Below are 21254 nucleotides of genomic sequence, written 5' to 3' on the forward strand. Positions count from 1 at the left end.
CTAGCGCCTCGCTCGCGGAGCGAGGCTGCTTGAGGGACGTGGAACTAGTAAGCCGCCTCGTCAGAGACGTGTCGAGTTAGATAGTGACGGCGGCGGCCATGCGCCCGTTCAGACTGTTCTGAGCGCCGCTGATGATCTCGACCGGCACGATCTGGCCCAGAAGATGATCCGCCGCCTCGACGTGGACGGCTTGCAGATAGGGCGAGCGGCCGATGGCCTGACCGGCGTATCGGCCCTTTTTCTCGAACAGGACATCCAAGGTCTTGCCCGCCTGGGCGGCGTTGAAGGCGGTCTGCTGTTCGAACAAGAGGGCCTGCAGGCGCTGCAGCCGCTCCAGACCGACCTTCTCCTCGATCTGGCCCGGCATGGTAGCCGCAGGCGTGCCGGGGCGCGGCGAATAGACGAAGCTGAAGGCGCCCGCATAGGTCACCTGACGCACCAGATCGAGGGTGTCCTCGAAATCACGATCCGTCTCGCCGGGGAAGCCGACGATGAAGTCGCCGGCGATGGCCATGTCGGGCCGCGCCTCGCGGATGCGGGCGATCAGGTCGATGTATTTCTGGCGGCCGTGCTTGCGGTTCATCAGGCGCAACACCCGGTCAGACCCCGCCTGCACCGGCAGGTGCAGATAGGGCATCAGGGCGTCCAGATCGGCGTGGGCCTGGATCAGGTCGTCCGACATGTCATTGGCGTGGCTTGTGGTGTAGCGGATGCGGTCCAGGCCGGGGATCTCGGCCAGGGCGTAGGCCAGACGCGCCAGGGTGAAGGGCTTTCCGTCCGGACCTTCGCCGTCATAGGCGTTGACGTTCTGGCCCAGCAGGGTGACCTCGCGCACGCCCCGGTCGGCCAGGGCGCGGGCCTCGGCCAGGACCGCCGCCACCGGGCGCGACCACTCCGCGCCACGCGTATAGGGGACGACGCAGAAGGTGCAGAACTTGTCGCAGCCCTCCTGCACGGTCAGGAAGGCGGTCGGGCCGTCGCCTCCACGTGCAGCGGGCAGGGCGTCGAACTTCTCATGCGGGGCGAAGTCTGCGCCGATGCGCTCGCCGCGCGCCCGCGCCGTGCGGGTCAGCAGTTCCGGCAACTGGTGGTAGGCCTGCGGTCCGACCACCAGGTCGACCGCGGGCTGGCGCTTCATGATCTCCTCGCCCTCGGCCTGGGCGACGCAGCCGGCCACGGCGATGGTCATGCCGCCGTCGCCGCGCGCGACCTTGCGCTCACGCATCTGTTTCAGCTTGCCCAGTTCCGAATAGACCTTCTCGGCGGCCCGTTCGCGGATGTGGCAGGTGTTGAGGATGACGAAGTCGGCGCCCTCAGGCGCGTCCGTCGTGGCATAGCCCAGCGGGCGCAGGACATCGGCCATGCGCTCGCTGTCATAGACGTTCATCTGACAGCCGTAGGTCTTGATGAACAGGCGTTTGGGCGCCGCTGAAACAGCTGCGCCTTCGGCCTTTTCGAAGGGCTTTTCGAGCGTATCGGTCATGCGCGGCTTATGATCGCCGAAGCCGGCGACGGCAAGGCGGACCGCTCTTGGGGTCAGCCCTCGGTCGGCTCCACGCGCGCGGCGTGGCGCTTGTAGATCAGACCCTCGCGCTCGACCGGCTCGGCGCCGGGAATGGCGTGGCCGTAGAGCTCCAGCTTGTGACCGACCAGTTCGAAGCCCAGACGCTTGGCGATCTCGGTCTTCAGGCGCTCGATCTCGGCGTCGAAGAACTCGATGACCTCTCCGGTCTTGGTGTCGATCAGGTGGTCGTGGTGGTCGTCGCCCGCCTCTTCGTAGCGGCTGCGGCCGTCGCCGAAGTCGTGCTTTTCGACCACGCCCGCCTCTTCGAACAGGCGCACGGTGCGATAGACGGTGGCGATCGAGATGTGCGGGTCGATGGCCGAGGCGCGGCGATACAGCTCCTCGACGTCAGGGTGATCCTCGGCCTGCGACAGCACGCGGGCGATCACGCGCCGCTGCTCGGTCATACGCATGCCGCGGTCGGCGCAAAGTTTCTCGATCCGTTCCATGGGCCGGAAGATAGGCTGAGCCGTCGCCTTATGGAAGCTATCGAGAAAAGTTCAGCGCCAGCACCAGGGCGTCCTCGCGACTTCCATCCGCACGCGCATAATATCCGCGCCGACGGCCCGCCTCGGTAAAGCCGGTACGGGCGTAGAGGGCGCGGGCGGCGACATTGTCCTCGGCCACTTCCAGGAACATGCGCTCGGCGCCCAGCGCCGCCGCGCGCACCACGGCGGCCTCGACCAGGCGCGCCCCCAGGCCGCCGCGCCGAGCCGCAGGACGCACCGCCAGGGTCAGGATCTCGGCCTCGTCGGCCACCACGCGGATCAGGATGAAGCCGTCGTCTTCCTCAACCGCGAAGACGCCCGGCGAGGCCAGAAGGGCCGACAGGCTGGCCGCGTCCCAGGGGGCGTCGAAGGCCTCGACGTGGATCGCGGCGAGGGCGTCCGAGCGGGTCACGATGTCGTCACGAAGCGCTTGGCGGACGCGCCTGCCCCGGCAGGCGGCTGGGCGGCGTGGCGTCGGGCGCGCGCAGATAAAGGGGGCGAGGCGCGTGGGCCTCTGGATCAACCACGGCGGTCATATAGGCCAGGGCCTCGGGCGCCGGGGCGGGCAGGCGGGCCAGGATGGCGGCGCCCAGGCGTTCGGGGAAGGCTTCGGCCATCAGGCCCGCGCCTGATCCGACCAGGATGGGCGGCGCCCCGGCAGCGGCGTGGAAGATGCGGTCCGCCGCCGCCTCCAGCGACAGGGCCTCGGGTCCGCCCAGGGGACGACCGTCGCGGAACAGGCGCGCATAGACCTGGCCCCGGCGGGCGTCGATGACGGCGGCGACCAGACCCGCCGGCTTTATCGAGACGGCCAGGCCGTCCAGCGTCGACAGGCCGACCACCGGTCGATCCAAGGCCGCCCCCAGTCCCTGCGCAAAGGACAGGCCGACGCGCAGGCCTGTGAAACTGCCCGGTCCGACGGTGACGCCGATCCGGTCGATGGCGTCAAAGCCGCCGCCCGCCTCCTTGGCCGCATCGGCCACCGCGTCCCGGACCATGCCCGCCAGCCGTTCCTGATGCCCTTTGGTCATCAGTTCGGAGCGCACGCCCAGCAGGCGCCCGTCCTCGACCACGCAGGCCGTACAGGCGCCCAGCGCCGTATCCACGATCAGAACTCTCATCGCGGCCTTCCTATCGCCGCCGTCAGGCCGACGCCAGCGCCGCGACCACCCGCGTCACCGCCTGGCGCAGGGCCGGATCCAGGATGCGAGGAAAGGCCTCCGCCAGAAGCCGCCCCTCCGCCGTCGCCATCAAAGCCCGCAGACCTGTAGCCGGATCGCCTTCCGCCGATCGCACGGGAAAGAAGTCAGCCACCGAACAGCCCAGCACCGTCGCCACCTGATGCAGGCGTGAGGCCGAGACGCGATTGGCGCCCTTTTCGTACTTCTGCACCTGCTGGAAGCTGACCCCCAGCTGCAGGGCCAGAGCCGTCTGCGACAGGCCGAGCGCCGAACGACGCGCGGCCATCCGCAAGCCCACGGCGGCGTCTATATCCTGAGTTCGGCGCGGCATGGACGGCGTCTCCCTGATGATGCAGGGAGAGTTTCACACGGTCCGATGAAACACAACTGTTTCGTTTCATCACTCGTCCAGCCGGGCGACGACTGCCGCAACGACTCGCACCCGAGCGCGCGCAATCCGCTCGATGGTCAGCAGGGCCCCGGCGCCGCGCACCACCAGTTCCGCCTCGTCCGACCGGACATAGAGCCGTGGCCGCAGGGAACCGTCGTCCATCTCGATGACGCAGCCCTGATCCCGGCGCGGCCAGCGGCCCGGCGCATATTCCAGCACCGTCCCGGCGGCGGCCCAGGGCGCCAGGTCGTCGGTCGACAGCTGCAGACGCCGCCGCTCGGCTGCCGGCGCGGCCTCAAAGGCGCGCCCCCGCGCGTGAAAACCTTCAGCGCCGGGCTTGGTTGCCGGGACAGGAGCGGCGCCGACCAGAAGCGCCAGATCCTCGGGCGTGGCGTCCAGGGCGCCGGTCAGGCGGCGCTGGACATCGGGGCGGAACAGGCCCGGCCGCTTGCCCGCCTCGTACAGGCCCCACCCCTGACTGGTCATGCCGATCCTCGCGCCGGCCTCGGCCTGGCTCAGCCCACGCTCGCGGCGCAAGGCGGCCAGGGCGTCGCCGAGGGCGCGCCCCTCGGCCCCGGCGTCATCATCGGATGTGAAACGGGCCATGCGGCGATCATGCCCCATGGCCCGTTCGGACGATAGTTGTTTCATGTGAAACAACATCTTTGTGGAGCCGCGGTCAGAAGGCTCTGCCTTCTCGACCCGACGCGGCCTGGCGCTTCGCGCGCGCCTCAGAACACATTCCCGGAATGCGCTCAAGCAGCGAGCGACCGCGTCGCAAGCGGTAGCGCCCTTCGCTTAAATCACCTGCTCGACGCTGGTCACTTCGGGGATGTAGTGCCGCATCATCTGCTCGACGCCCGCCTTCAGCGTGGCCGAGGAAGAGGGGCAGCCCGAGCAGGCGCCGCGCATCCGCAGACGCAGGACCCCGGTTTCCTCATCGAAATGATCGAACAGGATGTCGCCGCCGTCCTGGGCCACGGCCGGTCGGATGCGGCTGTCCAGCAGACCCTTGATCTCGGCCACGATCTCGGTGTCCTCGCCGCCGTCCTCGGTCGTCGCCGGGGCGTCGCGCGTCAACGGCGCGCCGGAGACGAAGTGATCCATGATGACCGACAGGATGGGCGCCTTCATCGCGCTCCAGTCCGGGGCCTGGGCGCCGCGCGTGACCGAGACATAGTCGGCGCCGAAGAAGACGCCCTCGACGCCCTCCAGCTCGAACAGGGCCTCGGCCAGGGGCGAGGCCGCAGCTTCATCGATGGTGCGATATTCCAGCACGCCTTGCGGGGCCACGTCGCGGCCCGGCAGGAATTTCAGGACATTAGGGTTGGGCGTGGGTTCGGTCTGGATGAACATGGCCGGGAGATGGACCTCGAAGCTCAAGTTCGCAAGCCTCTCCCTCCCCGACCGGGGAAGGAGAGGCGTCGCGTCGCTCAAGCAGCCAGCCGTCGCGCGGCGAGCGGTAGCGACCCTAAAATCACGCCAGATCCTCGATGTCCGCCTCGGTCAGTTCACCCGGCACAATGGTCACGGGCAGCTTGCGGCCGGTGAAGGCGCCGCCCTGTTTCAATACGGCCGAGACCAGGGGGCCGGGCCCGCGGGAACCGGAACCCGCGGCCAGAACCAGGATCTTGATGTCGGGATCGGCGCCCACGGCCTTGCGGATGGCGCCCTGGGGATCGCCTTCCTCGATCAGGAAGATGGGGGCGGCGCCGGATTTCTCCGCGGCTTCTTCGCCAAGACGGTTGAGCAGGACCTCGGCCTCTTCGCGCTGCTGACGACGGATTTCGTCGCGGACGCCGGACCAGTGCTCGTCCGAGCCGCCGGGCAGGGCGCGCAGAAGGACGACGCGGCCGCCGGTCGATTTGGCGCGCCGGGCGGCGTAGCCGAGGGCGGCGCCAAACTCGGGGCTGTCGTCGACGACGACGAGGAACTTCCTGGGCATGGATCTTTCCGGCCTTGGGGATCTCTGAACAGCGGCGACCACCTAACGCCAAGCCGCCCCAAACGCCAAGGCCCGCCCGCCTCGCCGCGAACGACGAAACGAGCGGGCCCCTTCAGGCAGATGTGACGCGACCTCGCCTACGTCGCGAGGCTCCGCGAGCCGAGCATAGCACCCGAAGACGCGCTCAAGCCGTGAGCCGCCGCGCGGCGAACCTAGCGCCCTAAAGAAAGGGCGATAGCGCCCTTGGGAAGCTACTTAGCTTCCCAAGACTTCGCGAATAGCCCCGTTGGCGATGGTCAGCTTGGCGAAGGTCCAGCCCGTGCCCGAGGTCTCGATCTCGTCAACCGAGGCGCGCAGGGATTCGACCTGGCCGATACGGGCGCCGATCCAGGCGTCGACGGCCGTCTCGGCGGTTTCCTCGCTGGCGCCCGCCGCCTCGGCCGAAGCCTTGGCCACGGCGCGGGTCAGCTGCTGCTGCTCGGCCATCAGATCCTGGATCAAGCGACGCACGGCCAGACGGTCGAAGTGATCGCCCGACGGCACCGAACCGGCCGCCACGCGCAGACGGTCGAAGTCGAAGGCGGCGCCGACCTGGTGATAGAGACGCGCCATGGCCGGCGCGCTCCATCCCAGTTCATTGGCGAGGTCGCCGATGTCAGCCGTGGCCACCATGGGCCGCAGCAGGGCGATGTCGCGGGCCAGGTCTTCCGGCGCGCCCAGACCGACGAAGGTGGCGACGCGGGCCTCATACTGCCCTTGCTCGAAGCGCGACAGCACCTCGGGACCGGCGGCGCGCAGGGCGTCGGCGGCGGGCTGATAGGCGGCGATCATGCCGCCGACCGTGGTTTCGGTCCGGGCGGCGCGACGGGCCAGCCAGTAGGTCTGGCGACGCAGGACCTTGGCGATCTCGCGATAGAGGGCCGTCTGGGCCTCGGCCGGGATCTTGAGGTCCAGGGCCGAAACCGCCTTCCAGGCCTGGTCCAGGCGGAAGACCTGACGCGCCGTCTCGAAGGCCGTGACCATGGCGGCGGTGTCGCATTCCGCCGCCGCCCGCAGGCGGTCGGGGAAGGTCGGCCCGGCCATGTTGACGATCTCGTTCGACAGCACGGTGGCGATGATGTCGCGACGCAGGCGGTGACGCTTCATGTCGTCCTCGAACTTCGCCAGCGGGGCCGGGAAGTAGTGGACCAGAAGGCGCTCGAAGAAGGCGTCGTCGGGGGCCGAGGAACCGACGATCTCGTCGAAAAGCTCCAGCTTGGAATAGGCCGTCAGCACCGCCAGTTCGGGGCGGGTCAGGGCCGCGCCCTGCAGCTTCATCTCGGCGATGCGGACGTCGTCGGGCAGGTATTCGACCGCACGGTTCAGCTTACCGATCGACGACAGGTGCTGCATGAAGGCCTGCTGGGCGTCCAGGGCTTCGGCGCCCTCGGCCTGTTGCAGGCTGACCGCCAGGGTCTGGTCGTAGTTGTGAACCAGGACCTTGAGGCCGACCTCGTCGGTCATCGACTTCAGCAGGGCGTTGCGGTCCTCGGCCTTGAGGTTGCCCGAGGCGATGGCGCCGCCGGTGAGGATCTTGATGTTCACCTCATGGTCGGACGAGTCCACGCCGGCCGAGTTGTCGATGGCGTCGGTGTTCAGGCGCATGCCTGCGCGCGCCGCCTCGATGCGGCCCAGCTGGGTGGCGCCCAGGTTAGCGCCCTCGCCCAGGACCAGGGCGCGCACGTCGCCGCCATTGATGCGGATGGCGTCATTGGCCTTGTCGCCGGCCTGGGCATTGGTCTCGCCGCCGCCCTTGATGTAGGTGCCGATGCCGCCGAAGTAGAGCAGCTCGGCGCGGGCCTTGAGGATGGCCTGCATCAGGGTCGTCGGATCGACCGTGTCGGCCTCGATGTCCAGCAGCGCCTTGATTTCCGGCGTCAGATCGATGGTCTTGGCCGAGCGCGAGAAGACGCCGCCGCCTTGCGAGATCAGGCCCTTGTCATAGTCCTGCCAGCTGGTGCGCGGGGTCTCGAACAGACGCTTGCGTTCTTCCCACGACTTGGCCGTGTCCGGGGTCGGGTCGATGAAGATGTCGCGGTGATCAAAGGCGGCGACCAGCTTGATCGCCTTGGACAGCAGCATGCCGTTGCCGAAGACGTCGCCGGACATGTCGCCCACGCCGACCACGGTGAAGGGCTCGGACTGGATGTCCTTGCCCATCTCGCGGAAGTGGCGCTTAACCGCCTCCCAGGCGCCGCGCGCCGTGATGCCCATCTCCTTATGGTCGTAACCGACCGAACCGCCCGAGGCGAAGGCGTCGTCCAGCCAGAAGCCGTAGGACTGGCTCACGCCGTTGGCGATGTCGGAGAAGGTCGCCGTGCCCTTGTCGGCGGCCACGACCAGATAGGGATCGTCGCCTTCCCAGGCCACGACGTTCGTCGGACGCACCGGGGCGCCCTCGCCGACGATGTTGTCGGTGATATCCAGCAGGCCGGACAGGAAGGTCTTGTAGGCGCGGATGGCTTCGGCCTGAACCGCGTCGCGGTCGCCGCCGACCGGCAGTTGCTTGGGATAGAAGCCGCCCTTGGAGCCGACCGGGACGATGACCGAGTTCTTGACCTGCTGGGCCTTCACCAGGCCCAGGACCTCGGTGCGGAAGTCGTCACGACGGTCCGACCAGCGCAGGCCGCCGCGCGCGACGGGGCCGAAGCGCAGGTGAACGCCCTCGATGTGCGGCGCCCAGACGAAGATCTCGCGGAAGGGCTTGGGCAGGGGCAGGTCTTCAAGCTCGCGCGAGGCGATCTTGATCGAGATGTGGGGCTTGGCCACGCCCTCGGCGTCGACCTGATAGAAGTTGGTGCGCTTGATGGCGCCGATCAGCAGGGCGATGCGGCGCAGCACCCGGTCGTGATCCAGGCTCTTCACGTCCTGCAGCAGGGCGATGATCTTGTCGTTCAGCTCGGCGACCAGGGCCTCACGTTCGGCGACGCTGCCGCCATGGGCCGGATCGAACCTAGCCTTGAACAGCGACAGGATGGCGCGGGCCACGGTCGGGTACTCGCGCAGGGCCGTTTCCTGAACCGCCTGCGACGGGTCCAGGCCGGTCTGCTGGCGATAGCGGGCCAGGGTGCGGATCAGGGCCGCCTCGCGCCAGTCCACGCCCAGCTCCAGCACCAGACGGTTGAAGCCATCGCTCTCGGTGCGACCGGTCCAGACCGCCGAGAAGGCGGCCTCGAACGGAGCCTTGATGTCGGCGAAGGTCAGGGCCTCGCCGCGCGGGTCTTCCAGCAGGAAGTCGTGGATATAGATGGGGGCGTCGCCGGTCGTGCGGACCACGTGGTCCGATTCTTCCAGCGTCTTCAGGCCCATGTCGGCCAGGATCGGCAGGACGTCCGACAGCGGCACGGCCGAGCCGCGACGATAGAGCTTGAAGCGGAACTGCAGCGGGCTTTCGTCGGCGGTGCGGAAGGCGCGGACGGCCACCGGCTCGGCGTGGACCCCGTCGCCCATCGAGCCGTCGTTCAGACGGTCGAACTGCTCCAGGTCGGCCACGGCCTCGGCGGCGTCATAGCGGTCGCGGTAGGAGACCCCGAAGCCCTCGGCCCATTTGGCGCTGGTCGGACCGACGGCGACTTCGTCCACGTCGGCGGCGCGCAGCGCCGTCTCGAAGCGGTCGATCCAGCTGCGGCCGGCCTCGGCCACCTCGGCCTCCAGGGCCTTGGGATCGGGGTTGAGGTGGGCGCCCGGCTCGACGCCGATGATGTAGTGGACGCGCGTCAGCGGCTGATCCGTCAGCTGCGGATACCAGGCCGAGACTCGGCCGCCCCAGGCCTTGGCCAGGATGCCGCCGATGCGCTGGCGCAGGCCGGCGTCGAAGCGTTCGCGCGGGATGAAGCAGAGGACCGAGACGAAGCGGTCGAACGGATCGCGGCGCGAGAACAGGCGGATGCGCGGGCGGTCATAGAGGTGCAGGATGCCCAGGGCCGTATCCAGCAGCTCGTCCTCGCTGATCTGGAACAGCTCGTCGCGGGGGTAGTTCTCGAGGATGTTCTTCAGGCGCTTGTAGTTGTGGCTGCCGGGGGTCTTGCCGGCGCGCTCCAGCGCATTGGCCACCTTGCGCCGGATCAGCGGCACCTCCTTGGCCATCTTGTCATAGGCCTCGGCGGTGAACAGGCCGACGAAACGGGTCTCGCCCGAGGCCTTGCCGTCCGCGCCGTACCGCTTGACGCCGACATAGTCCATGTAGGCGCGGCGATGGACGCGCGAGCGCATGTTGGCCTTGGCCACGGTGACCGGCTCGCTCTCATCCAGCTGACGCTGCATGGCCGGGGTCAGGACGGCGGGTTCCGAGGCGCGGCGCAGAACGCGGCGCTCGGGATCGTTCAGGATGCCCAGGCCCTGGTCGGAGACCTCCAGCGGGGCCTCGGCCGCATAGCCGCCGTCGGCGCTGCGGGGATAGGCGTAATCACGGGCGCCCAGGAAGACGAAGTGGTCGCTCTTGGCCCAGCGCAGGAAGGCGATGTTCTCTTCCAGCACGGCGGGATCGACGGCGGCGGGCGGCGCGGCCTCCAACTGCTCGACGGCGTCGCGCATCAGCTGGACCATGGCGGCGTGATCGGTCACGGCGGCGCGCACGTCGGCCATGGCCTGGGCCAGGCCTTCGCCCAGGGCGTCGCGACGCTCCTGAGGCAGGGGGTCGATGACGACGATGATCAGGGAGTCGCGACGGCCGGCCTCGACCTCGACGATCGGGTGGAAGAGGGCGCGCACGGTGACGCCGGCCTCGGCCAGTTCGCCCAGGACGCTGTCGACCAGGAAGGGGGCGTCGTCCTGCAGGATCAGGACGCTGTCATAGCCAGTCGGGGCGCCGTCGGCGCCGGCCAGGGGGCTGACGGTGACGCGTGCGGCTTCGCCCGCCTTGCGGCTCTGGGCCGAACGCCAGGCCTGGCCCAGCAGGGCGGCCAGGTCGTCGCCGCCCAGCTCGGGCGTCTCATCGGCGGCGTAGTCGTCGAAGGCCTGAGCCAGGAAGGACTTTTCAGCGGCGCCCGGCGGGCCGTCGACAATCCGCGCATAGGCCGCTTCCAGCGCCTCCAGAGTTGCTGGCGTGGCGGAAACTGTGCGCGGAGCGGCGGACATGGTGTGGTCTCGAACAGCACGGCCTGAGGCCGCAGGGATTTGACCGCGCCACCTTAGCGCTACAGGCGGTGATGGCTAGGCCGACTGAGGCGGCTAAGACCCTGAATTTCAGTGTGCAGCGCACCATGTTGCGCCAGAGGCCCACAGTTGGGCGAATTTTGGTCTCTCAAGCCGGAAACCGGACAACAACCGCCCCAATTCAGCCCCGATCTGACGCGCCGTATTCAACAAATCGAAGGGCTGAAAGAACAAGGCCGCCGAGCGTGAAACGCTCGACGGCCTGCTTGGGGTCCGGCGCAGGAGGGGGAGGGAGCGCCGGTCCTCTGGACTTCGCGGCCGGGAGGGGGAAGGGGGCCGCGTCGTCTGATTGGGTAGATAGTCGCCAGATATGGCGGATCAAGGGCAGGATCAGCCTTCTTTCGGGTCTTTTTCATGCGGCGCCTTGCCGCGCCCCACGAGACCCCTGAACCAGCCACCCCCCTTGGGTTTTTCAGGCGGCGCCTTGCGCGGCGCATAGGGCTCGCCATCGCCCGACAGCAGGACCGCGATCCAGCGCGACCCCTTGAATTCGGCCAGGATGGCCATGGCCATCACCGCCAGGGGCGTCGACAGGAACATGCCCGGCACGCCCCACATCTTGCCCCACAGGGCCAGGGCCAGCAGGACCACCACCGGGTCGATGTTCTGATTGTCGCCCTGCATGCGCGGCTGGATCATGTTGCCGACGATGAAGAGCAGGGCCTGAAGCCCGACCAGCAGGATCAGGGCGGGCCAGTAGCTCTCGAACTGGACCAGGGCGAACAGGGGCGGGGCGCAGCCGGCGATGGCGCCCCCCAGCACCGGAATGAAGCCGACGATGAAGATGACGAAGGTCCAGAACTCGGCGTTCTGAAGCCCCACGGCCCGCATCAGGGCCCAGGCGACGGCGCAGATCATGGCCCCCGTCACGGCCTGGACCCACAGATAGCCCTCGACCCCGCCGCGCACCCGGTTGAACACCTCCAGCGCCTCGTTGCGGGCGCCGCGGTCAGGGAACATGGCCACGATCTTCTTCCTGAAGCCCGCCTGCGAGGCCAGCAGGAAGCCCAGATAGACCATGACGAAGAAGGCGCCCGAGGCCACGCCCTGGGCCTGCATCGCCGTCTGCGTCAGCCAGCCGCGCAGGTCGATGCCGGCGATCAGGTCCTGCAGGGTCGGCGGGTCCTTGACCCCCACCAGGCCGCTGACGTCGGCGATGATGTGATCCAGGCGCGGACCAATGCTGGCCGACACCCCCGAGGCGTCGGTGAAGAAGCCCGCCGCCCCGTCCACAATGATCCAGATCGACAGAAGGAAGCCGATCACCACCACAATCAGGGCCGCCGCCCCGGCGAAGCGCGACGGCACCGGAGTCCTGCGCTCGATCGAGCGTTTCACCCCGTCGATCATGATCATCAGGAAGATGGCCATGGCCAGGGGCGTCAGGATGTCCCGCAGCCAGTAGAGCGCCGCCCCGGACGCCACGACGGCGATCAGGACCAGGGCGTTGCGCGCGACCGCTGAGGTCGGAACCGTGAGGGGCAGTTTCATGAGCGGGACTGTCGTGGGCGTCGGGGACAGCGTCAATCGCTGTAAAGCCGCACGGTTCCGCCTTGCGGCCTTGGCTCGGTCAGATAACCATGCGGCCAGACGCAGGAGACCGCCCCGAATGACCGACAATCCCGCCGCCCTCTTCCTCGGCCAGTCCTTCGAGGGCGCTGCTGAAAACCTGCTGTTCAAGCGCGCCAACCGGCACGGCGTGGTGGCCGGCGCCACCGGCACCGGCAAGACGGTGACCCTGCAGATCATGGCCCAGGGCTTTTCCGACGCGGGCGTTCCCGTCTTCTGCGCCGACGTGAAGGGCGACCTGTCGGGCATCAGTCAGGCCGGGGACACCGCCAAGTTCGGCGAGCGCGCCGGCAAGATGGGCCTCAGCCTGACCGGCAAGGCGGCCCCCGTCGTCTTCTGGGACCTCTATGGCCAGAAGGGCCACCCGGTGCGCGCCACGGTTTCGGACATCGGCCCGACTCTGCTGGCCCGGATGCTGGAGCTGAACGACGTGCAGGAGGGGGTGCTGACGGTCGCCTTCCACGTCGCGGACAAGGAGGGCCTGCTGCTGCTGGACCTCGAGGATCTGCGCGCCCTGCTGGCCTATGTCGGCGAGAACGCCCAGACCATCGGCCGCGAAGTCGGAAACGTCTCGCCCACCTCCATCGCCGCCATCCAGCGCGCCCTGCTGCAACTGGAGCAGCAGGGCGGCGACGCCTTCTTCGGTGAACCGGCCCTGAGGCTGGAGGACATGATGCGCACCTCGCTGGACGGGCGGGGCCAGGTCAATGTTCTGGATTCCACCCGGCTGATGAACAGCCCGCGCCTGTATGCGGCCTTCCTGCTGTGGCTGCTGTCGGAACTGTTCGAACAACTGCCCGAGATCGGCGACCCGGAGAAGCCGCGCCTGGTCTTCTTCTTCGACGAGGCCCACCTTTTGTTCAACGACGCGCCCAAGGGTCTGCTGGAGAAGGTGGAGCAGGTGGTGCGCCTGATCCGCTCCAAGGGCGTCGGGGTCTATTTCGTCACCCAGAACCCGGCCGACATTCCCGACACCGTCCTGGCCCAGCTGGGCAACCGGGTGCAGCACGCGCTTCGCGCCTACACCCCCGCCGAACAGAAGGGCCTGCGCGCCGCCGCCCAGAGCTTCCGCACCAACCCCGCCTTCGATACGGCCGAGGCCATCCAGGCCCTGGGCGTGGGCGAGGCCCTGGTCTCGACCCTGGACGACAAGGGCGCCCCGACCGTGGTGGCCCAGACGAAGATCCGTCCGCCGGACTCGCGCCTGGGCCCGGCGACCGACGCCGAACGCGCCGCCGTCATGGCCGCCAGCCCGGTGCGCGGCACCTATGACACGGCGGTCAACCGCGAGTCCGCCGAAGAGGTCCTGAAGGCCCGCCGCGCCCAGGCCGAGCGCATCGAGGCGGAAACCGCCAGCGCCGCCGCCGAGGCCAAGGCCGCTGAAAAGGCCGCCCGTTCAGCCCCCGCTCCGGCGCGCGAACGCGCCGCCCCGCGCCCCCGCGCCTCGTCCCGCCAGACCCCGATGGAGGCCCTGACCAAATCCGTCCTGCGCACCGCCGGCTCGACCATCACCCGCGAACTGCTGCGCGGCGTCCTAGGCAGTTTGAAGCGGCGTTAGGGGCGGGTCGGCGGCCAGCCCCCAGCCCGCCAACCTCCGTCACCCCGGACGGCCCGAAGGGACGATCCGGGGCCCAGACGCCGAAACCCATGGCGAGGGCGGAGAAGTCCTGACCGCCTGGATTCCGGCTTCGCTGCTCCCCGCGGAATGACGGCTATGGGTGGAAAGCGGACGTTGGATTACACTTCTGGAAGGCGGAAGCCTGTGACGGCACCGACAGCTTCAACCCAGTCGCTCCACATGGCCGGGTCTGCGGTCTCGCCCTGTCCGCCCGCCATGCCGCCTAGAATGATAGCGATCTAGTCGTCGGTTCGTCCGCCCCTGATCCAATAGGCCTCCAGAAAGGCTGCCATCGCTTGGTATGCTTGGTCGGTCGTCAGCGTAGGAAATGTAGACATCAGAACGCTCCGTCATCGAAGATGTGCAGCTTGCCTCTGGGCGGATGGGCTGACTCAGGGGGCGAAAAGCGCGTCGATCAGGCTTTCAATCAATCGCCCCTCGGCTGTCAGTTCGTAGTCGGAATCGAAGCCCACTCTCGCCAGTTCTTCTGTGAGAGCCTCGCGAGCAGCTTCAGTGTCTTTGGCATCAAGGGCGAAACTCGGCCGCTGAAGCTTGAGCACGATGTGCTCAGGGAGGCGCAACCGTTGAAGGATCGCCTGTTGAGTTGAGGTTGGTTTGAAGGCGGCATCCATGCGCCCATACTCGTGGCCAGACTGTATGTCCGCAATGGTCGAATGCAGACTCCCGCCTCATCCCCTCGGGATCAGCCGCCACATCCTGAGCGGATGCCGCACGGACCCTGCCTCCTGACCCGCCGCGTCGCCGCGACCGATATAGAGGTCGGCGCGGACCGAGCCACGGATAGCCGAGCCGGTGTCCAGCGCCATGACCAGGCCGCGATAGCTGGCGCGGGCGCCGACCAGGTTGCCGCCGTCGGCCTCGATCCAGACGGCCTCGCCATAGGTCCAGCGCGACGGGTCCACGGCCACCGAGCGGCGGGCGGGCAGGGGGACGCCGGCTGCGCCGGTGGCCTCCTTGCCGTCATCAGCCGAGGTCGTGAAGAAGATGTAGCGCGGGTTCAGGGCCATGACTTCGCGCGCCTCGGCCCCGCGATGGGCCGACAGCCAGCCGCGAATGGCGTCGCCCGAGGTTCCGTTGGCGGGCAACAGGCCGCGCTCGGCCATGGGACGGGCGATGCCGACGAACTTGGCGCCATTGTCGGCGGCGTAGGCGGCGCGCAGGCGGGCGCCGTCCGGGAAGGTCAGGGTCCCCGATCCCTGGATCTGCAGGAAGAAGAGGTCCTCGGCCCGCATCCAGGCCAGGGCGGTCGACTGGGCCGAACCGGCCTCGATGGCGGCGCGGTCGCCGACCTCGGACAGGTTGGCCGGGCGGTTGAGGACCGGGGCGTCGAACTCGGCGTCCGGCGTGCGGCGGGCCGGATACTCGGGCGCGAAATAGGCCGTCAAAAGACCGGCCCGGCCGTCATCCGTGCGGGCCTCGGTCGCGACGAAGTGGGTCTCGAGAAAGGCGCGGGCGTCGCTGGGCGACAACCGCCGCGCATTCAGGTCGCGGGCGCGGGCGCAGACGGCCTCAGCCGCCCGGCCCCGGGCGCGGACGCAGCCGGCGACATAGGCGTTGAAGGCGGCCAGGTGGTCTTCCTCGGCCCAGCCGGGCAGGGCGGTCAGACTCATCCCTTCCAACGGGGGCTGGGGCGTGATCGGTCCGGGGCCGGGAGCCGGGCCAGGTCCTGTCGGCGGCGCGACCGGCGAGGTCGAGGCGCAGGCCGCCGCGAACAGCATGAGAGACAGGGCGCCGAGCTTGGTTGCACCCCTTCGCGCCATTTTCAGGCGGGACGCCTCGGCGGCGACGCGCATCAGGCGCTGGCCGGCTCGACGCGGGCCAGGGCCCAGTTGGGATCGGCGGCGCCCAGGGCGCGCTCGAAGGTCCACAGTTCGGCGGTGCGGCGCTCGTCCGTCGTCGTCTCGCCCTCGGCGGGGATCACGGTGCTGCGCATCTCGGCCAGGAAGCGGACCTTGGCGACGGCGCGGTCGTCCTTGACCGTGGCCAGTTCCAGATCGGCGCGGGGCGTGTGCAGGAACTCGGCCTGTTCGCGCTCGCCGCGCGCTTCACGGGCGGCGATGCCGGCCTCGAACGAGGTCATGACCGAGGGCGTCAGCAGCGGGCGCAGGGCCTCGCGGTCCCCGGCGGCATAGCCGCGCACGATGGTCTCATAGGCTTGACGCGCGCCCTCCAGGAAACGGGCCGGATCAAAGGCGGGATCGCGGGCTTTCAGGCCGGCGACGGCGGCGGCGGTGGCCGCGTCCAGGCCCGGCGCAGCAGGGACCGGCGCCTGGCCGGCGGCGGGCGCCGTCTGGGGCAGGCGGGCGTCTTCCTGAGGCTGACGTCCGACCTTCTTGCCCAGAACATTATAGAGCATGAACAGCAGCACCGCGGCGACGATGGCGAACATGATGATCTGGAATTGGACGGGCACGGGCTTCACCTGATTGGCGCATCCAGGGGGATCGTCGGACGCGCATCTCTATTGTCCTGAGGATTAGGGGGCGTTCCCGCCCGGCGCAAGGCGAGGGGGGCTTAGAACACCGGTCTCGCCGTTGCGGCCAATAGCCTCGCCGTGGTAGTCGCGGGCCCTTCACCCCGGGCCCGGAGCGGTCCGGCGTCCCACGATTTCAGACTGACGGCTTACCTTCATGACCGACGCCACCGCCCCCGCCGACACCGCCGCCAACGGCCAGACCGAGCCGATGGAAGGCCAGGGCCAGCCCGCCGGCCCCGGCTTCCGCATCCTGGCGCAATACGTCCGCGATCTGTCCTTCGAAAATCCGCGCGCGCCCGACAGCCTGCGCATCGAGGGCAAGCCGGCCATCGACATGGGCGTGGAGATGAACGCCGCCGGTCGTCCTGACGGCCTGTTCGAGCTGGACCTGAAGCTGTCGGTCAAGGCGACCGGCGAGGACAAGGCCCCGGTGTTTCACGTGGAACTCGTCTATGGCGGCCTGTTCGCCCTGAGCGGCGTCTCGCCCCAGGACATTGAGCCCATGCTGCTGATCGAGTGCCCGCGCTACCTCTTCCCCTTCGCTCGTCAGGTCATTGCCCAGGCCACCTCGGACGGCGGCTTCTACCCGCCCTTTATGGTCGACCCGATCGACTTCGCCGCCATCTATGTCGCCCGCCAACAGCAGATCGCCAGCGGCCCGGCCGACGCCGGTCAGGCTTAATCATCTAAGAGAGACCGCTATAGCGAGGCGCGCGGCGCGCTCGCTGCTTGAGCGGAAAATTGGGAGGGGGCGTCCGAAGGGGCGTCCTCTTTTTCTCGGCGAATGGCGAGGCTAGGCCGCCGCCTCGTCCTTGGCTTCGGCCTCGACGGTCACGCCGTAACCGGCCCACAGGCTGTGGTCCTTCAGCATCGCCTTCAGAAAGGCCAGATGCGCCGCCTGTTCCGCCTCGGTAGAGAAGAAGGGCAGGGGATTGGGGCGCGCGCCGTGGCTGACCTTGGCCGCCGCCGCCAGGGCCTGCGGGCTGCGAGCGCTCGTCAGATCCAGGGCCCGTTCCTTGCCCCCGCGCAGCTCAAGATAGACCTCGGCCAACAGGCGGGAGTCGATCAGGGCGCCGTGCAGGGTGCGGTCGACCAGGGAGATCTTGAAGCGCTTGCACAGGGCGTCCAGCGAGTTGGGCATGCCTGGAAACCGCTTCTGCGCCAACTGAAGCGTGTCGATCCAGCGCTCCTGGGCCGGCGGCTTCTGACCGATGCGGCTGTATTCGAAGTCGATGAAGTTGCGGTCGAAGTTGGCGTTGTGCGCGATCAGGGGCGCGTCGCCGATGAACTCCATCAGGTCGGCCGCGATCTCGTGGAATTTCGGCGCGTCCTTGACGTGGTCGTCGGTGATGCCGTGGACCCGGATGGCGTCCGGCGGGATCAGGCGCTCGGGATTGACCAGGCGGTGAAAGGTCCGCCCCGTCGGCAGCAGGTCATAGATCTCGATGCAGCCGACCTCGATCAGACGGTCGCCCGTCTTGGGGTCAAAGCCGGTGGTTTCAGTGTCGAGAACGATTTCGCGGGCCATGGCCCCTTAATGAGGCAAGCCGCATCGCAACGGAAGGGCGGCCTCAGCCCCGGCGCGGCGGCGTCCACGCGGGATCAAGAACTGTCCCCACGATTTGGGCCACCTGCTCGCGGGCCGCGTCCAGCCCGCGTCCGGTGTCGACCAGGAAGTCGGCGCGGCGGCGTTTCTCGGCGTCCGGCGTCTGCCGGGACAGGATGGCTTCGAAACGCTCGCGGGTCATGCCGGGGCGGGCCAGGACGCGCGCCGCCTGAACCTCGGGGTCGGCGGTGACCACAACCACGGCGTCCACGAACTGGTCGCCGCCGGTCTCGAACAGCAGGGGGATGTCCAGGACCGCCAGACGCACGCCCTCGGCCCGCGCCGCCGCCAGATCCTCGGCCCGGTCCTGCGCCACGAGAGGATGGACGATGGCCTCAAGCCGCTTGAAAGCGCCTTCGTCACGACCCAAGGCCTCGGCCAGGCGGGTCCGGTCCACGGCGTCGTCCGCAACCACGCCGGGGAAGGCCCTGCCCAGCGGCTCGACCGCCGCCCCGCCCCGCGCATAGAGGCGATGCACGGCGGCGTCGGCGTCCCAGACCAGGGCGCCTTCGTCGGCGAACATCCGCCCCGTGGTCGACTTGCCCATGCCGATCGAGCCGGTCAGGCCGAGGAGGATCACCTTGTCTTCCCCACTTGGGCCTCTCCCAGATGGGCCAGCAGCAGGGCGCGCAGATCCAGCGACGGCGGCGGGCGCCGGAACAGGGCGGTGAAGGAGGGCGTCGCCTGACCGATCAGCATGGCCAGACCATCCACCGTGGTCAGGTCGCGCGCCCGCGCCGCCGCCAGGAAGGGGGTGACCACGGGCTTGTAGGTCATGTCCATGACCACGGCGTCGGACTTCAGCACCGACAGGTCGATGCTCGGCTGGACGCTCAGGGCGTTGATGACCAGATCGGCCTCAGCCAGGGCCGTCTCGTCGGCCAGGCTGACCGAGGGACCGAGATCGGCGGCCAGGGCGTCGGCCCGGTCGCGCGACCGGTTGAGGATGCAGATGCTCGCCCCGGCCTCGATCAGGGCCCCCGCGCCGGCGCGCGCCGCACCGCCAGCGCCCAGCATGACCACGACGGCGCCTTTCAGGTTCAGGTCCGGCGCCTGCTCGGCCAGGGCGTAGAGGACGCCCACCCCGTCGGAGCTGTCGGCCAGGACGCGGCCGCCTTCAAACACCAGGATATTGGCCGAGCCGGTCGCCTGGGCCGCCTCGCTGGCTTCATCCGCCAGGGCGAAGGCCTGTTCCTTGAAGGGGGCGGTGACGTTCAGCCCCTGGACCAGACCGGCGCGACCGGCGGCGACCAGGGCGTCGAACCCGGCGGCGTCCTTGGGCGCGAAGGGCATATAGGCGCCGTCGATGTTTCCCGCCTCCAGCCAGGCGTTGTGGATCACCGGACTGAGCGAATGGGTCACGGGTTGGCCGGCGATGCCCGCCAGCAGGGCGGCGCCGGTGATGCGGTTCTTCTGAATAGGGGAGGGGTTCACGAGACGATCACTCCCGCCCGGCGCAGTTCAGCCAGGACCGGCCACAGGGGCAGGCCCAGGACGGTGAAGTAGTCGCCCTCGACCGCCTCGAACAGCTGCGAACCGAGGCCTTCCAGCCGATAGGAGCCGACACAGGCCAGCAAGGCCTCGCCCTCGGCGGCCAGATAGGCGTCGAGGAAGGCGTCGGAGAAGTCGCGCATCCTCATCTCGACCGTATCCACGCCGGACCAGACGACCTGGCCGTTGCGGGCCAGGGCGGCGCCCGAATGCAACTGATGCGAACGCCCGCGCATGGCGATCAGGCGCTCGCGCGCCGCCGTCAGCGTCGGCGCCTTGGAGACCAGGCCGCCGTCGAAGGCCAGGGTCTGGTCCGCGCCCAGGACCCAGGCGTCGGCGTCGTGGCGCGACACGGCCAGGGCCTTGGACCGGGCCAGCTCAACCGCCAGGGCGACCGGATCGACGCCCGGCGTCTTCAGCGCGTCCTCGTCCACGTCGGCGACCTGGACCGTGAAGGGCACGCCCGCATCGGTCAGAACGGCGCGCCGCGCTGCGCTTTTCGAGGCCAGGATCAGGCGTTCACCGTCGGTGGTCGTCACGTGGGGGCTCCGGGGGTGTCCTGGCGACGGCCGCGCCGCTCGCTCAGCAGGTTGATGATGGCGGCCGCCGTCTCTTCGACCGAACGACGGGTCACGTCGACGGTGGGCCAGCCGCGTCGTTCGAAGGCGCGCCGCGCCTTGACCGTCTCGTCGCGCACCGCGTCATGATCGACATAGTCCGAAGCCCGCGCCGCGTTCAGCCCCTCCAGCCGGTTGCGGCGGATCTGCACCAGACGGTCGGGCGAGACGGTCAGACCCACAACCAGGGGGTTCTTGAGCCTGGTCAGCCGTTCGCCGTCTTCCTGACCCGGCACCAGAGGCACGTTGGCGGCGCGAATGCCGCGGTTGGCCAGATAGATGCAGGTCGGGGTCTTGGACGTCCGGCTGACCCCGCACAGGACCACATCGGCGTGCTCCAGCTGCTCCAGCGTCCCCTGGCCGTCGTCGTGGGCGATGGCGAAGTCCAGGGCGCCGATGCGGTTGAAATAGCCGTGGTCCAGGGCGTGCTGGGCCCCGACACGCGTCGAGATATTGGTCCCCAGATAGCCCGACAGCGCCCCGACCAGGGGGTCCAGGGCGCCGATCTGCGGCGTCTGCAGCCGACGGCAGCCTTCCTCCAACTGTTCGCGCAGTTCGCGGTCGACCAGGGTGTGCAGGACCACGCCGGGCGCCCCGGCCACCTCTTCCAGAACCCGCTCCATCTGCTTGGACGAACGGACCAGGGCGTAGATGTGCTCGATGGGAATGACGCCGTCGAAACGGGCGATCACGGCCTTGGCCATGGCGTTCAGGGTCTCACCGGTCGAATCCGAGACCAGGTGGACATGAAAATAGGTGGCGAGACGCGACGACGGGCGGGCGGGGCTCATGGCTCTGATCGTCTCCTCATCCTTTGCGCCCGAACAACCTCAAACCCTGTCCCCGAAGACCTGTGCAAAAGCCTGGGCGCCGTTCGATATCGCCTGGGCGCCGCCGGGGCGCCGATTGGGCGCCGAATCCTCTAGCAAGCTCCGACGCCGGTCGCGAGCGGGGATCGCGGGCGCCGATGGCCGAACGGCGCCTGGAGTCGTTCATACAGGCGCCGAATTTCTATCCTCACCAGGGGATAAGGCGCCTTGTCCAAATTTGGCGCCCGGCGCCTTTCCCACAACGGCGCCCAGATCGGACTCCCG

General features: G+C 68.9%; 20 protein-coding genes. 2 read left to right on the forward strand and 18 right to left on the reverse strand.

Annotated features, from left to right (window positions below; all coding sequences use genetic code 11):
* Positions 1-76 precede the first annotated feature (76 nt).
* The 10 genes from miaB to RTY13_RS05270 form a co-directional block, all read right to left on the reverse strand.
* Positions 77-1483 carry a tRNA (N6-isopentenyl adenosine(37)-C2)-methylthiotransferase MiaB gene (miaB, locus tag RTY13_RS05225; RefSeq protein WP_312781647.1) on the reverse strand — a complete coding sequence of 469 codons (1407 nt, stop codon included), beginning with the start codon at positions 1481-1483 and terminating at the stop codon, positions 77-79.
* 53 nt (positions 1484-1536) lie between these two features.
* Positions 1537-2013: a Fur family transcriptional regulator gene (locus RTY13_RS05230; protein WP_114817062.1), complete on the reverse strand. Its 477-nt coding sequence runs from the start codon at positions 2011-2013 to the stop codon at positions 1537-1539.
* Positions 2014-2050: 37 nt separating this feature from the next.
* Positions 2051-2464, reverse strand: coding sequence for a ribosomal protein S18-alanine N-acetyltransferase (gene rimI, locus RTY13_RS05235; RefSeq protein WP_312781654.1), 414 nt, complete (start codon positions 2462-2464; stop codon positions 2051-2053).
* 7 nt (positions 2465-2471) lie between these two features.
* A complete protein-coding gene (tsaB, locus tag RTY13_RS05240; protein WP_312781656.1) occupies positions 2472-3173 on the reverse strand; it encodes a tRNA (adenosine(37)-N6)-threonylcarbamoyltransferase complex dimerization subunit type 1 TsaB in 702 nt (233 codons plus the stop codon).
* A gap of 22 nt (positions 3174-3195) precedes the next feature.
* Positions 3196-3564: a helix-turn-helix transcriptional regulator gene (locus RTY13_RS05245; RefSeq protein ID WP_312781658.1), complete on the reverse strand. Its 369-nt coding sequence runs from the start codon at positions 3562-3564 to the stop codon at positions 3196-3198.
* A 69-nt stretch (positions 3565-3633) separates the two neighbouring features.
* Positions 3634-4230 carry a helix-turn-helix transcriptional regulator gene (locus tag RTY13_RS05250; RefSeq protein ID WP_312781660.1) on the reverse strand — a complete coding sequence of 199 codons (597 nt, stop codon included), beginning with the start codon at positions 4228-4230 and terminating at the stop codon, positions 3634-3636.
* 192 nt (positions 4231-4422) lie between these two features.
* Positions 4423-4980, reverse strand: a complete 558-nt coding sequence (locus RTY13_RS05255) for a NifU family protein (protein ID WP_312781798.1) — start codon at positions 4978-4980, stop codon at positions 4423-4425.
* Positions 4981-5101: 121 nt separating this feature from the next.
* Positions 5102-5569: a universal stress protein gene (locus tag RTY13_RS05260; RefSeq protein ID WP_312781662.1), complete on the reverse strand. Its 468-nt coding sequence runs from the start codon at positions 5567-5569 to the stop codon at positions 5102-5104.
* Between the two features lie 255 nt (positions 5570-5824).
* Positions 5825-10684, reverse strand: coding sequence for an NAD-glutamate dehydrogenase (locus RTY13_RS05265; RefSeq protein WP_312781664.1), 4860 nt, complete (start codon positions 10682-10684; stop codon positions 5825-5827).
* A 408-nt stretch (positions 10685-11092) separates the two neighbouring features.
* On the reverse strand, positions 11093-12253 hold the full coding sequence (locus tag RTY13_RS05270) for an AI-2E family transporter (RefSeq protein ID WP_312781666.1): 1161 nt from the start codon (positions 12251-12253) through the stop codon (positions 11093-11095).
* A gap of 118 nt (positions 12254-12371) precedes the next feature.
* Between RTY13_RS05270 and RTY13_RS05275 the strand changes: the two genes are divergently transcribed.
* Positions 12372-13889: a helicase HerA-like domain-containing protein gene (locus RTY13_RS05275; RefSeq protein ID WP_312781668.1), complete on the forward strand. Its 1518-nt coding sequence runs from the start codon at positions 12372-12374 to the stop codon at positions 13887-13889.
* Positions 13890-14341: 452 nt separating this feature from the next.
* On the opposite strand, the gene RTY13_RS05280 is transcribed toward RTY13_RS05275, so the two are convergent.
* From RTY13_RS05280 to timA, 3 genes are read right to left on the reverse strand one after another with little or no spacing between them, the layout of a single operon-like run.
* Positions 14342-14581: a hypothetical protein gene (locus tag RTY13_RS05280; protein WP_312781670.1), complete on the reverse strand. Its 240-nt coding sequence runs from the start codon at positions 14579-14581 to the stop codon at positions 14342-14344.
* Positions 14582-14638: 57 nt separating this feature from the next.
* Positions 14639-15763, reverse strand: coding sequence for an MltA domain-containing protein (locus RTY13_RS05285; RefSeq protein ID WP_312781672.1), 1125 nt, complete (start codon positions 15761-15763; stop codon positions 14639-14641).
* Entirely contained in the window at positions 15763-16383 is a 621-nt protein-coding gene (timA, locus tag RTY13_RS05290) for a TIM44-related membrane protein TimA (RefSeq protein ID WP_312781674.1), read from the reverse strand. The genes RTY13_RS05285 and timA overlap by 1 nt, the downstream gene beginning before the upstream one ends.
* 217 nt (positions 16384-16600) lie before the next feature.
* Between timA and secB the strand changes: the two genes are divergently transcribed.
* Positions 16601-17128 carry a protein-export chaperone SecB gene (secB, locus tag RTY13_RS05295; RefSeq protein ID WP_390183200.1) on the forward strand — a complete coding sequence of 176 codons (528 nt, stop codon included), beginning with the start codon at positions 16601-16603 and terminating at the stop codon, positions 17126-17128.
* Positions 17129-17239: 111 nt separating this feature from the next.
* On the opposite strand, the gene dnaQ is transcribed toward secB, so the two are convergent.
* From dnaQ to RTY13_RS05320, 5 genes are read right to left on the reverse strand one after another with little or no spacing between them, the layout of a single operon-like run.
* On the reverse strand, positions 17240-17974 hold the full coding sequence (gene dnaQ, locus RTY13_RS05300) for a DNA polymerase III subunit epsilon (RefSeq protein ID WP_312781676.1): 735 nt from the start codon (positions 17972-17974) through the stop codon (positions 17240-17242).
* A gap of 43 nt (positions 17975-18017) precedes the next feature.
* Positions 18018-18632 (reverse strand): dephospho-CoA kinase, encoded by a 615-nt coding sequence (gene coaE, locus RTY13_RS05305; protein WP_312781678.1) that lies wholly within the window; start codon positions 18630-18632, stop codon positions 18018-18020.
* A complete protein-coding gene (locus RTY13_RS05310; RefSeq protein ID WP_312781680.1) occupies positions 18629-19486 on the reverse strand; it encodes a shikimate dehydrogenase in 858 nt (285 codons plus the stop codon). Before RTY13_RS05310 ends, coaE begins: the two co-directional genes overlap by 4 nt.
* A complete protein-coding gene (locus RTY13_RS05315; RefSeq protein ID WP_312781682.1) occupies positions 19483-20082 on the reverse strand; it encodes a Maf family nucleotide pyrophosphatase in 600 nt (199 codons plus the stop codon). The genes RTY13_RS05310 and RTY13_RS05315 overlap by 4 nt, the downstream gene beginning before the upstream one ends.
* Positions 20079-20951 carry a pyruvate, water dikinase regulatory protein gene (locus RTY13_RS05320; protein WP_312781684.1) on the reverse strand — a complete coding sequence of 291 codons (873 nt, stop codon included), beginning with the start codon at positions 20949-20951 and terminating at the stop codon, positions 20079-20081. Before RTY13_RS05320 ends, RTY13_RS05315 begins: the two co-directional genes overlap by 4 nt.
* Positions 20952-21254 lie beyond the last annotated feature (303 nt).

Source organism: Brevundimonas sp., from assembly GCF_032055285.1.
GTDB lineage: Bacteria > Pseudomonadota > Alphaproteobacteria > Caulobacterales > Caulobacteraceae > Brevundimonas.